This is a genomic window from Micromonospora sp. NPDC007220 (assembly GCF_040634035.1).
GTDB lineage: Bacteria > Actinomycetota > Actinomycetes > Mycobacteriales > Micromonosporaceae > Micromonospora > Micromonospora reichwaldensis.
Genome location: NZ_JBEYEU010000011.1, coordinates 173,323 through 185,289 on the forward strand (window position 1 = coordinate 173,323; position 11,967 = coordinate 185,289).

Annotated in this window: 12 protein-coding genes; 8 read left to right on the forward strand and 4 right to left on the reverse strand. The window is 73.1% G+C overall.

Annotated features, from left to right (window positions below):
- Nucleotides 1-2 precede the first annotated feature (2 nt).
- Entirely contained in the window at nucleotides 3-734 is a 732-nt protein-coding gene (locus ABZ573_RS20775; RefSeq protein WP_151455053.1) for an ABC transporter ATP-binding protein, read from the forward strand.
- Nucleotides 734-1,477, forward strand: a complete 744-nt coding sequence (locus ABZ573_RS20780; protein ID WP_151455052.1) for an ABC transporter permease — start codon at nucleotides 734-736, stop codon at nucleotides 1,475-1,477. Before ABZ573_RS20775 ends, ABZ573_RS20780 begins: the two co-directional genes overlap by 1 nt.
- Before the next feature lie 90 nt (nucleotides 1,478-1,567).
- Here the strand turns inward: ABZ573_RS20780 and ABZ573_RS20785 are convergent, their stop codons facing one another.
- Nucleotides 1,568-1,726, reverse strand: a complete 159-nt coding sequence (locus ABZ573_RS20785) for a hypothetical protein (protein WP_327028641.1) — start codon at nucleotides 1,724-1,726, stop codon at nucleotides 1,568-1,570.
- Between the two features lie 79 nt (nucleotides 1,727-1,805).
- On the opposite strand from ABZ573_RS20785, the gene ABZ573_RS20790 reads away from it, so the two are divergent.
- The 3 genes from ABZ573_RS20790 (at nucleotide 1,806) to ABZ573_RS20800 (ending at nucleotide 4,783) form a co-directional block, all read left to right on the forward strand.
- The gene (locus tag ABZ573_RS20790) at nucleotides 1,806-3,308 is read left to right on the forward strand and encodes an MFS transporter (RefSeq protein WP_327028640.1); all 1,503 of its coding nucleotides are present in this window, start codon (nucleotides 1,806-1,808) and stop codon (nucleotides 3,306-3,308) included.
- A 36-nt stretch (nucleotides 3,309-3,344) separates the two neighbouring features.
- The gene (locus ABZ573_RS20795) at nucleotides 3,345-3,938 is read left to right on the forward strand and encodes a TetR family transcriptional regulator (RefSeq protein ID WP_327028639.1); all 594 of its coding nucleotides are present in this window, start codon (nucleotides 3,345-3,347) and stop codon (nucleotides 3,936-3,938) included.
- A gap of 107 nt (nucleotides 3,939-4,045) precedes the next feature.
- Complete coding sequence (locus ABZ573_RS20800) at nucleotides 4,046-4,783, forward strand: hypothetical protein (RefSeq protein ID WP_327028638.1); 738 nt, start codon at nucleotides 4,046-4,048, stop codon at nucleotides 4,781-4,783.
- 28 nt (nucleotides 4,784-4,811) lie between these two features.
- On the opposite strand, the gene ABZ573_RS20805 is transcribed toward ABZ573_RS20800, so the two are convergent.
- Nucleotides 4,812-5,489 (reverse strand): SGNH/GDSL hydrolase family protein, encoded by a 678-nt coding sequence (locus ABZ573_RS20805; RefSeq protein WP_151455049.1) that lies wholly within the window; start codon nucleotides 5,487-5,489, stop codon nucleotides 4,812-4,814.
- 132 nt (nucleotides 5,490-5,621) lie between these two features.
- On the opposite strand from ABZ573_RS20805, the gene ABZ573_RS20810 reads away from it, so the two are divergent.
- Nucleotides 5,622-6,113, forward strand: a complete 492-nt coding sequence (locus ABZ573_RS20810) for a hypothetical protein (protein WP_327028637.1) — start codon at nucleotides 5,622-5,624, stop codon at nucleotides 6,111-6,113.
- Between the two features lie 76 nt (nucleotides 6,114-6,189).
- Nucleotides 6,190-7,413 (forward strand): MFS transporter, encoded by a 1,224-nt coding sequence (locus ABZ573_RS20815; RefSeq protein ID WP_327028636.1) that lies wholly within the window; start codon nucleotides 6,190-6,192, stop codon nucleotides 7,411-7,413.
- Nucleotides 7,414-7,486: 73 nt separating this feature from the next.
- On the opposite strand, the gene ABZ573_RS20820 is transcribed toward ABZ573_RS20815, so the two are convergent.
- Both ABZ573_RS20820 and ABZ573_RS20825 read right to left on the reverse strand, forming a co-directional pair.
- Nucleotides 7,487-8,722, reverse strand: a complete 1,236-nt coding sequence (locus ABZ573_RS20820) for an MFS transporter (protein ID WP_327028635.1) — start codon at nucleotides 8,720-8,722, stop codon at nucleotides 7,487-7,489.
- On the reverse strand, nucleotides 8,719-10,314 hold the full coding sequence (locus ABZ573_RS20825) for an AMP-binding protein (RefSeq protein ID WP_327028634.1): 1,596 nt from the start codon (nucleotides 10,312-10,314) through the stop codon (nucleotides 8,719-8,721). The genes ABZ573_RS20820 and ABZ573_RS20825 overlap by 4 nt, the downstream gene beginning before the upstream one ends.
- 299 nt (nucleotides 10,315-10,613) lie before the next feature.
- Between ABZ573_RS20825 and ABZ573_RS20830 the strand changes: the two genes are divergently transcribed.
- Nucleotides 10,614-11,888, forward strand: coding sequence for an SGNH/GDSL hydrolase family protein (locus ABZ573_RS20830; protein WP_327031228.1), 1,275 nt, complete (start codon nucleotides 10,614-10,616; stop codon nucleotides 11,886-11,888).
- Nucleotides 11,889-11,967 lie beyond the last annotated feature (79 nt).

Here is an 11,967-nt window from a genome sequence, read left to right on the forward strand (position 1 = left end):
GCATGTCAGTCATCGAGGTGCGCAACCTCCGCAAGCAGTACGGCGACCAGGTGGCCGTCGCCGACGTGTCGTTGAGCGTGGAGGAGGGTGAGATCTTCGGGCTGGTCGGCCCGAACGGCGCCGGTAAGACCACCACCGTGGAGTGCGTCGAGGGGCTCCGGACCCCGGATTCGGGGACGGTACGGGTGCTGGGGCTGGACCCGTACCGGGACCGCGCGGCGGTGCGGCGGAAGCTGGGCATCCAACTCCAGGAGAGCCAGCTGCCGGACCGGATCAAGGTGTGGGAGGCGCTCGACCTCTACAGCTCGTTCTATCCGCACCCGGCCGACTGGCGGGAGCTGATGGACGAGCTGGGCCTGGCCGCCAAACGGAACACGGTGTTCGCGAAGCTCTCCGGCGGCCAGAAGCAGCGGCTGTCGATCGCGCTCGCCCTGGTCGGCAACCCGTCGGTGGCGATCCTGGACGAGCTGACCACGGGCCTGGACCCGCAGGCGCGGCGGGACACGTGGGAGCTGGTCCGGCAGGTCCGGGACCGTGGCGTCACGGTCGTGCTGGTGACCCACTTCATGGACGAGGCGGAGCGCCTCTGTGACCGGTTGGCGGTGGTCGTGGCCGGCCGGGTCGTCGCCGTCGACACTCCCCGCAACCTGATCGCGGGTGCCCAGGTGCCCGGCGTCGAACGGCCCACCCTCGAGGACGCGATCCTCTCCCTCACCTCTGCCAGGAGCCTCTGATGACCGCCCTTGCCAAGATCGTCCGCGTCGAGGCGAAGCTGTTCCTCCGGGATCCGGTCGGTACGTTCTTCGCCATCGCGTTCCCGGCCCTGCTGATCCTGGTGCTCGGCCTGGCCATGCCGGGGACCCGCGACCCGTCGGAGGAACTGGGCGGCCGGCGTCCCGTGGAGATCTACCTGCCGATCACCATGACGTTGGCCATCGCGACGGTGACGATGGTGACGCTGGTGGCCGTGGTGGCCAGCTACCGCGAGCGGGGCGTCCTGCGCCGGCTGTCGACCACCCCGGTCTCGCCGATGGCGTTGCTCGTCGCGCAGGTGGCCGTGAACGTCGCCGCACTGCTCGTCGCCTGCGGCCTGGCCTGGCTGGTGGCGGCGACCGTCTTCGACGTCTCCCCGCCCGGCAACGTGGTCGGCTTCGTGCTGGCGTTCACGCTCGGGTCGAGCGCGATGTGCGCCGTCGCGCTGCTCGTGGCGGCGGTCACGCCGAGCGCCCGGGCCTCGTCGGGGGTCGGCCAGCTGATCTACTTCCCGATGATGTTCTTCGCCGGGGTGTGGACGCCGGGGCCGCTGATGCCCGACCTGGTGCGGAAGATCGCCGACTTCACCCCGCTGGGCGCCGCGTCCCAGGCCGTGCAGGACGCCTGGGCGGGCTCCTGGCCCACGCTGCTGCACCTGGCCGTGATGGCGGCGTTCACCGTGGTGCTTGGCGGGTTCGCGGCCCGCTACTTCCGCTGGGAGTGATCCGCCGTCGCGAGCGGCACCGCCCGTCGACGACGTCGACGCAACGGGGGACGGCGTCGTCGGACGGTCCCGGTCGGCGCGGTCACCGGGTCAGGCCCGCCAGGGCGGCCAGGTGCGCCACGCCGGCCGGCGCCGGGCCGCCGCGCGCCACCTCGGAGTCACCGCCACGGCCCGGTCGGCGGCCAGCCGCGCCACGTCGGACTCGGCGAGTCTCACCAGCACCGACGCGGTGATCCGGTACGCCTGCACCAGCCGGGCGGTTCGTCGTTCCGGTCTCCTCCCTGGTAAAACTGTACCGGCGGGACGGTTTAGTTCTAGGGAGATGCGGATGAGTGCGGCGTTGAGCCCCACGCGTCGCTGGGCGTCGCTGGCCGTGCTGGTTGGCGCCGTGTCGTTGCTGGCGATCGATGCCACGGTGCTCTACCTGGCGGTGCCGTCGCTGACCGCGGAGTTGTCGCCGACGGCGACGCAGGTGCTGTGGATCGGGGACATCTACTCCCTGGCCCTGGCCGGTCTGCTGGTGACGATGGGGAACCTGGCCGACCGGATCGGGCGGAAGCGGTTGTTGCTCGTCGGTGCGGCCGCTTTCGGACTCGCCTCGGCGCTGGCGGCGTTCGCTCCCTCGGCGGAGGCGTTGATCGCGGCTCGTCTGCTGTTGGGCGTGGCGGGTGCGACGATCATGCCCTCGACGCTGTCGTTGATCCGGAACATCTTCACCGATCAGATCGAGCGGACGCGGGCGATCGCGATCTGGTCGGCCGCGGCGGCGAGTGGCATCGCGCTCGGCCCGCTGGTGGGCGGGGCGCTGCTGGAGCACTTCTGGTGGGGCTCGGTGTTCCTGATCAACCTCCCGGTGATGCTGCTCGTGCTGATCGTCGGCGGATGGCTCCTGCCCGAGTCCCGCAACCCTGCCCCCGGCCGGTTCGACCTGATCTCCAGCGGGTTGTCGATGCTGACGATCATCCCGTTCGTGTACACGGTCAAGAAGCTCACCGGAGGCACGTTCGGCGTCACCGCCGCCGTCGCGATCGTGGCGAGCGTGGTCGGCGGGGTGCTGTTTCTGCGCCGTCAGCGGCGGGTCGACTCGCCGATGATCGAGGTGGACCTGTTCCGCAATCCGGCGTTCAGCGGGGCGGTGCTGGTGAACTTCATCTCCGTGTTCGCCCTCAGCGGCGTCCTGTTCTTCTTCTCCCAGTACCTCCAACTCGCCCGCGAACTCAGTCCCCTGCGGGCGGGACTGGCGCAACTGCCCGCGGCGGTAGCGGCGATGGCTGCGGTCGCGGCCGTCGGGTTCCTTCTCACCAGGCTCGGGCGGGGACGAGCCATCGCCGTCGCCCTGCTGACCGGGGCTGTCGGACTGGCGATCCTGGCCGCGCTGGAAGGCAGTGAGCAACTGGGCTGGGTGCTGCTCGCCGTGGTCCCGCTGGGCCTGGGGATCGGCGTGGCCGAGACCCTCAGCGTCGACGCCGTGGTGTCCGCGGTCCGCCCGGCCAAGGCCGGCGCGGCGGCGTCGGTCGCGGAGACCGCCTACGAGCTCGGCGTCGCCCTCGGCATCGCCATCCTGGGCTCCGTCATCACCGTGCTCTACCGCTTCCACCTCACCCTCCCCGCAGGTGTCGCCGACGGGGTTGCGATCCGGGCCGAGGACTCGTTGGCGGCGGCCGACACGGTCCTGGAGCCCGGCAGCGCGGCGCTGGAGGCCGCGCAGGAGGCGTTCGTGTCCGCCATGCAGGCAACTACCCTGATCGCGAGCGCGGTCATGGTGATCGCCGCGATCGTGGCCTTCACGCTCATCCCGAACGACAGGGACGCTGCGCCAGCGGAGCACTGACACCCCGGGTTCGTACCGGGGAGGAAGGACGTCATCGTGGCACGGACCGCTGGGCGTAGCGCAGCCGAGACAAGACGGCTCATCCTGGACGCTGCCGCGCGTCTCATCAGCAGGCATGGCACCGCGGTGCCCGTCTCGGACATCGCCGAGGCAGCCGGCGTGTCCAAGGGCGGTCTGCTCTACCACTTCCCGAACAAGGAAGAACTCCTCAGCGGTCTGGCCAACCATCTGATGGGCCAGTTCCGACACGACGTCGAACAGGCCGCGACCGAGGAGGAGGAAGGAATGCCGGGCAGGCTCACGAGGGCGTACATCCGCGTGAGCTTCGCCCACGCCGGCGACCTCACCGGGCTACGTGACCACATCGCCCTCGCCGCGCATCTCATGTTCGAACCCGGCCTGGATGCGCTCGCACAGCAGGACGCGCAACAGTGGCGGGAGGCTCTCCTCGACGACGGCCTCGAACCCACGATCGTCCGCATGGTCATCGCCGCCGCCGACGGCAGCAACAGCGCACCCCTGTGGGGCGCCATCCTCGACGACGCCGACCGCGACCACCTGGAAGCGGACCTGATCGCCCTCACCTACCGCGACTACGTCCAGGTCGGCTCGCGGAAGACCGACATCTGATGGCCCGCCGACGGTTCCGCGTCGATGCCGGCAGCGTCGGGCTGCCGATCGCCGCGCCGACTTATTGACGTGGTGCGACCGGAGACCGTCCTGGTAGGAAGGCGTCCATGCGTACCGTCGTGGAGCCGCTGCGGGCACGGCCGCGCCCGGGTGACCAGATGGACCGGCTGTTCGCGGGCGGCTGGCCGGCGTTCATCACGGCCGACCGGCAGGTCGGCCGGTACCTCGGCCGGGTGCGGGAGGTGTTCGCCGACCTGGAACTCGTGCTGCTCGACGGCGACGGCGACCTCGTCGCCGCAGGGTGGGCGGTGCCGCTCCGCTGGGACGGCGACCCGGCGCACCTGCCCGAGGGCTACACCGACTCCCTGCGCCGCGCGGTCACCGGCCACGACCGCGACGAGGCCCCCGACACCCTCGTGGTGATGGCCGCCCAGGTGCGTTCCGACCTGCGTGGCCAGGGCCTGGCCGGCGACCTGCTCACGGCGCTGCGGTCGGTGGCCGAGCAGCGCGGTTGGTCGCGGGTGATCGCCCCGGTGCGGCCCACCCTCAAGGCGCGTTACCCGCTGACCCCGATCGAGCGGTTCGCCACCTGGACCCGGGAGGACGGCTCCCCGCTCGATCCCTGGCTGCGCACCCACTGGCGGCTCGGGGCCGGGCTGATCGCCATGGCGCCCCGGTCGCAGACGATGACCGGCACCGTCGCCGAGTGGCAGCAGTGGACCGGCCTGGTCTTCCCCGACAGCGGGGACTACGTCATCCCCGACGGTCTCAGCCTGCTGCGCGTGGACCTCGACCGCGACCAGGGCACCTACATCGAGCCGAACGTGTGGGTCCAGCACCGCTGAGCCGCGTCACCGGCTGGTCGACGCCGGGTCAGGGCGCGAGGTGGGCGCCGAGGCGGCGGACGGTCTCGGCGGCGGCGACCGCGTCGCTGCGGGCGCTGCCGTGCCGGCCGTCGCTGCTGTACATCGTCGGGTCGGCGGTGAGCGGGTGGTCGGTGAGCCGCACGTGCAGGGTGCCGTGCCGTTCCGCGAGGGCCCCGGTGTGCGCCGAGAGCCGCCGCATCCGCTCGCCGAGGCCGGCGCGGTGCCGCTCGGGCACGGCGGGGCTGAGCGAGACGTCGAACATCCCGACGGTGATCACGTCCGCCCCGGCGGCCTGTAGCGCCTCGATCATGGCGGTCAGTTCGGCGTCGACCGCGTCGGCGTCGTACCCCCGCGTGAAGGCGTCGTTGCCGCCGCAGACCACCAGCGCCAGGTCGGGGCGGAACGCCAGCGCCGGGGCGAGCTGGGCGGCGCGCACCTCGTGCGCCCGCAACCCCCGCAGGCCCAGATTGAGGTACGCCAGCTCCGGCCGGACGGCGCGCAGCTCGGCGGCGATCCGGTCCGCCCACTGCACGTCGGGATAGCCGTCGACGGGCTCGCAGAGCCCCTCGGCCACGCTGTCGCCCAGCACCGCGAAGCGCCGCCACGGGTGGTCGCGCAGCAGCGCCGCGCTCTCCCCGTCGCGCAGGCACCACGGATCCGTCGCCTCGGCCAACGTCGATGGCATGCCGGCACGCTAGCCGACGTCCAGGAGCCGGAGAAGGGCCGGGCGGACTGATGCGACGCTACAGTCGGTCGGCTTCCGGTGCCCGGCTGCCACGGACGACGCGCGGTCCGCGTGTCAATGTAGCGTTGACATGTGACCCCCGAGCTGAGCGAGCTGTCCACCGTCACGGCCGACCGCGCGCGGCTGGACGAGCGGGAGCTGGAGCTGATCGACCGCGCGCGTCACCTGGGTGCGACGTGGGCTCAGATCGCCGCCGCGCTCGGCTTGGGCAGTCGGCAGGCCGCGGAGCAGCGCCGGCAGCGCCTGGTGGCCGCGCGGCGGTCGCGGCGGCAGGAACGGGATCTCGGATACTCGGCCCGGATCGCGGCGATCCGGGGCGCGGTCTTCGACCTCCAGCGCTGGATCGACGCGGACCGGCGGTGGGATGCGCGGTTCCGGCGCGCGGCTCTCGTGAGGAGGACCGCCGAGGCGGCCCTGGACGCCGGTCCGGGCTCGCTGTACGCGCTGGCGTCGCTCCTCGCGGCCGACCTGGCCGACCTGCCCGACATGGAAGGTGGACGGTTGCCGGCACCGGTGCGGGCCGCCGCGTCGACTCTGGACGACCTGCTGTCAACGACATATTGACGAGTTGCGGCAGTATTGCCTGGGTCTCACTCAAGGTTGAGGATTTGAGCCGACATGACTCAACCTTGGAGGACCCGTGCGCCGCAACGCCACGCTGTTCATCGCGATCTCGCTGCTGTCGGGCTTCGGCAGCAGCGCCATGTCACTGGTCGCCGGGATCTGGATCCTGGACCTCACAGGCTCCGTCAGTCTCGCGGCCCTCGCCGGCCTCTGCGTGTACGCCCCGGTCCTCGGCGGCCCCTGGCTGGGAGCTCTGCTCGACCGGGCGCCGAGGCGACCGCTGGTCATGGCCGTCAACCTCGCGTTGTCCGCCGTACTGCTCAGTCTCCTCGCGGTACGAGGGCCGGACCAGACGTGGCTCATCTTCCTGGTGTCCTGCGCCTACGGCCTCAGCTATGTGCTGATCGACGCGGGCGAGTCGGCGCTGCTGCCCTCCGCGCTGTCGCCCACGGAACTCGGAAACGTCAACGGCTGGCGTTCGAGCGCCCAGGAGGGCATGAAGCTCGTGGCGCCCCTGGTCGGCGCGGGCCTCTACGCGTGGCGCGGGGGCCACGCCGTCGTCCTGCTCAGCGCGGCGGCGCCGGTCCTGGTCGCCGTCCTGTACGCGGCCGTACGGCTGAAGCGGCTGCCACCCGTCCGGCCGGCCGACCGGCCTCGCGGCGTACGCGCGGGACTCGCCGTCCTCTTCGCGCATCGGGCGCTGCGTGTCACCGTCGTGCTCGCCGCCGTGTCGATCGCCATGTCCGGCTTCACCACCGCTGCCAACTACGCGATCGTCACCACCGGGTTGGGCCTACCGACGACGTTCCTCGGCGTGCTGCTCAGCGCGCAGGGGGCCGGGTCCGTCGTCGGCGGCCTCGTCGTCGGCCGGCTCCTCGCGCGGTCGAGCCCGGTCACCGTGGGCGTGGCCGGCACGACGCTCTTCGCCGTGAGTTGCCTGGTGCGCTGCCTGCCCTGGTGGCCCGGCACGGTTACCGCCTCCGTCGTCGCCGGCATCGGCCTGCCCTGGGCCCTCGTCGCCGCGGTGACCGCGGTGCAGACGCACACGCCGACAGCGATGCTCGGCCGGGTGTCCGGCACTGCCAACACCGCGATGTTCGGCCCCGTCGCGCTGGCGATCCCGCTCGGCTCCGCCATCGTCCACTTCGGCGAACGCCTCACGCTCGTCGCAGCCGCCGCGATCTGCCTGGCTTGCGTAGCCGGCGCGGGCCACCGGCACCGGACGTGGCGACAGGCCGAGCGGGCCTCGGCGGTGCCTCCCCGGCGGAGTGACCGCCTCCACGCCGGCGCCCCCTGGTAGGCCGGGTGCTCGCCCGTCTCCGGCAGACCCACGCGTTCCGGCGTACGTCCTCCCAGGTGGCCGTGGCCCGACCCTACGCCCGGCCCACGACACCCGGCGCCCGCTCGGCCGGCGCCGCCGTCGACCGTGGCCGCAGGCCGGGCACCAGCGGCAGCAGGGTGACCACGAGGGAGAACGCCGCCATGACCAGCAGGGCGGGGGCGAGGCCGAGCGCGGTGGCCGACCAGCCGCCCAGCAGCGCGCCCAGCGGCAGGCCCGCGAACGCCAGCGACCCGGCCAGCCCGATCACCCGGGTCTGCAAGGCGGCCGGCACCCGCTCGTAGATCGCCACCCCGAGCAGCGGGTTCACCGCCGCGATGCCGATGCCGGAGGCGAACGTCACCGCCAGCACCACCGCCAGCTCCTCGCTCAGCGCCAGGACCAGCAGGCGCGGGGCGCCGCCGAGCGCCGCGCCGACCACGAAGGTCAGGTACCGGGGCAGCCGGGGAGCGTACGCCGTGAACAGCAGGTTGCCCAGCAGCGCGCCGGCCGAGAACGCCCCGAGCAGCAGGCCCAGCCCGGCGGGGCCGCGCAGCACGTCGGCCACCCAGAGCGGGATGTAGACCGCGATGCTCGCGTTGACCGCCATGTTCAGCGCCGAGATCACCAGCAGCATGGTCAGCAGCATCCGGTCGCGGCCCAGGTGGCGGAACCCGCCCGCGAGCGCGCGCAGGTAGCCCTCCGGCGCCGCCGGTCCCGTCGCAGCGGCCGGCGGCCGGACCAGCAGGCCGACCAGCAGGGCGCAGGCGGCGAAGCTGGCGGCGTCGATGAGCAGCGCCTGCGTCACCCCGAACCACCAGACGAGCAGGCCGCCAAGCCCCGCGCCGAGCAGGGTGACCAGCCGGCCCAGCCCGTCGTAGACGGAGGTCAGCCGGATCAGCCGCACCCCGGCGGCCTCGGCGACCGGGCGGAACATCGCCTGCTTGACCCGGTCGCCGACGCCGCGCAGCGCGCCCACCAGGGCGACCAGCGCGAGCAGCGCGCCGAAGCCGAGCCGCGGGGTGAGGGCCACCGCCACCATCAGCCCCGCGCTGCCGGCGTCGGCCAGGATGGCGGTCCGGCGCAGGCCGATCCGGTCCGCCCAGGGCGTGCCGAGGGCGCTGGAGAGCAGGTAGGGCAGCGTCTCGGCGGCGGCCACCGCGCCCATCTTCGCCGGGCTGCCGGTGGTCTCCAGCACCAGCCAGGGCAGGGCCACCACCGATATCCGGCTGCCCAGGTTGGAGATCAGGTCGGCGGCGACCAGGACGGTCAGTTCCCGCCGGGGGGTCACGCCAGGCTGCCGATCGACGCCTCCGGGTGCTCGACCGACGACGGGTGGCCCGCGGCGTACCGGGTCCGCAGCGCGCGCTTGTCCACCTTGGCCGAGCGGTTGAGCGGCAGCCGGTCGACGAACTCCACCCCGCCCGGCGCCCAGGTGTCGCTGAGTTCGGCGGTCACCAGGTCGATCAGCTCCCCGGCGGTCACCGTCGCGCCGGGCGCCGGCACCACGTAGGCATACGGCAGTTCGCCGGCCGCCTCGTCCGGTACGCCGATCACCGCCGCCGCCCGCACCTGCGGGTGTCCCGCCAGGACGTCCTCGATCGGGCGGCAGTGGATCGGCCAGCTGCGCCGCCGGGTGAGGATCCGGTCCTGCAACCGGTCGACGAGGTAGAGGTAGCCGTCGGCGTCGAGGTGCCCGACGTCGCGGGTGCGGACCCAGCCGTCGACAAGCGTCTCGGCGGTCAGTTCGGGCTGGCCGTGGTAGCCGGCGAAGCGCAGGCCGGTGTGCACCCACACCTCGCCGTTCTCACCGGGCGGCAGCACCGTGCCGTCCTCGGCGCGGATATCGACGCGCACGTCGCCGTAGGGGCGCCCGCAGGAGCGCAGCCGCTGCGGGCGCGCCGGGTCGTCGGTCAGCCCCGGCAGGGCGGTGACGACGACGGCCTCGCTGAGGCCGTACACGATCCGCAGCACCGGGCCGAAGCGCGCGATCGCCTGGCGCAGCCGGGCGGGCGCGGCGGGCCCGGCGCCCACGTTGAACATGGACATGGCGGAGAAGTCCGCGCCGTCGAGGGCCGGGTGGTCGAGCACCTCGTAGAGCATCGGCGGCGTGACGAAGGTCGAGTTGATCCGCTCCCGGTCGACGGTCCCGATGAACCGCGCCGGGTCCCAGCCGTCGCGCGGGAACAGCACCCCGCCGGTGAAGAGGTTGAACAGCGTGGTGATCTGGCCGCTGGCGAGCCACATCGGCGAGTGCGACAGGTGTCGCAGCGGCCGGTGCCCGGCGGCGCGGAAGTCGGCGGCCAGGGCGAGGATCTGCGCGTAGAAGCTCTCCCGGTGGTGCACCAGCTTCGGCGTGCCGGTGGTGCCGCTGGTCTGCAGGAACGACTCCGGCGCCGGCACGTCGGCCGGCAGCTCGACCGCCCCGGCGCGCTCCGCCGCGGCGAGGAGGTCCGGGCCCGCGCCGCCCGGGCCGAGGCAGAGCACGGGTACGCCGGACAGCCCGGCGGCCAGCTCCGGGCCCTGCCCGGCCGGGTCCCGGGCGTCGAAGACGAACGCGTCGGGACGGGCCAGCCGGACGAACTCGTCGACCTCCCGGCGGGACGTCACCGGGGCGACCCACATCGTCCGGCAGCCCAGCAGGTGCAGGGCGAGCTGCACCAGCGGCCCCTCCACGGGGTTGCCGAGCGCGAGCAGCACCGCCTGCCCCGGCCGTACGCCGTGCCCGAGCAGCGTCGCGGCCAGCCCACGCACCTGCGCGGCGACCTCGGCGTAGCTGAGCCGGTGTCCGTTTCCGATCAGCGCCTCCCGGTCGCCGAAGCCCGCGAAGAGCTCCAGCGCCCGGTGCACGTAGCCGGCCCGTCGTTCCGCTCGGTCGGTCATCCGACAGCCCCCTCGCCGCAGAAGTGTGGCCGTGTGCCGGGCGGCCCGGCACGGCGCGGCGGCCGGGCGGGCGCACCGCCGCCGTCCGTGAGCGTAGGTACCACCGACTGTCACCGGACAGAGCCTGAACGGCGCTCCGGGCGGACCGGAGGACATTTGATCGCGTCGATCAGGTTGATTGACGGTCGTGAAACGGGACGGCTAGGTTTCTGGACCATCGTCCAGGCGGTGCCGTCAGCGGACGGCCCTGGGCTGCCAACGATGGAGGTTCAATGTCGACTCCGAAGAGATGGCATGTCATCACGGCCGCGGCCACCCTGCTCGTCGCCGGCGCCCCGGCGATGGTGGCCAGCGCCGGTCCGGCGGACACCGGGGCGTCCCACCGGCGCACGGTCTGGGCGGGCAGCTGGGCCGCTGCGGTCACCAGGGGAAACGCGACCGGCCTGACCAACACGGGCCTCAACGACCAGAGCGTACGGATGGTCGTGCACGCCACCGTCGGCGGAGAGCGGTTCCGGGTCCGGCTCAGCAACTCCTACGGCGAGCAGGCCGTCCGGGTCGGCCGCGCCACCGTCGCGAAGCCGAACACCGCGACCCCCGACGACCTGTCCGACATAGATCCCTCGACCTTGCGGACGCTGACCTTCGGCGGCGCCACCTCGGCCACCATGAACCGGGGCGCCGAGCTGGTCAGCGACCCCGTCGCGCTGCCCGTCGGCGACCAGCAGGACCTCGTGCTGACGGTGCACTTCCCGACCCCCACCGGGCCGGTGACCTTCCACGGCCAGTCCCGGCAGACCAACTTCATCGGCGCCAGCGATCTGACCTCCGCCGCCGGCGGGGCCGGGTTCACGATCCGACCGAACTGCTGCTGGTTCTTCCTGTCGGGCATCGACGTGCAGCGCCGGCACAGCCCCGGCTCGGTGGTGGTCTTCGGCGACTCCATCGCCGACGGCAACGGCAGCACCGTCAACGCCAACAAGCGCTGGCCCGACCTGCTCGCCGACCGGCTCATCGACGCCCGCCCGGACGTACGCACCCCGGGGGTGCTCAACCTCAGCCTCGCCGGCAACCGGCTCAACCACGAGGGCCCCGAGCCCGGGGCGGGCGGCTTCCCCGGCTACCACGAACTCGGCCCCAACGCCCTGGCCCGGCTCGACGAGGACGTCTTCGCACAGACCGACGCCCGGACCGTGATCACCCACCTGGGCATCAACGACGTCTGGATGTCGGGCGACTCCGCCGAGCAGATCATCGCCTCGCTGCGGCAGGTCAACCAGCAGGTGAAGGCGCGCGGCCTACGCAGCCTCGTCGCCACGCTCACCCCGTACGAGGGGCACGGCAACCCGGGGGTGTGGACGCCGGAGAAGGAGGCCACCCGGCAGGCGGTGAACGCGTGGCTGCGCGGCAGCAGCGAGTTCGACGGGCTGCTCGACTTCGACCGGGTGCTGCGCGATCCGGCGCAGCCGGGCCGGCTGCTGCCCGCGTACGACTCGGGCGACCACATCCACCCGAACGACGCCGGCAACCAGGCGCTGGCGAACGCCGTACCGCTGCGACTGCTCGGCCTGTGACACCGGCGCGGGGGGCGGGGGCCCCCCCCCCCCCCCCCCCCCGGACACCAGGGGGGGCCGCGCGTGCGGCCATCCGCCC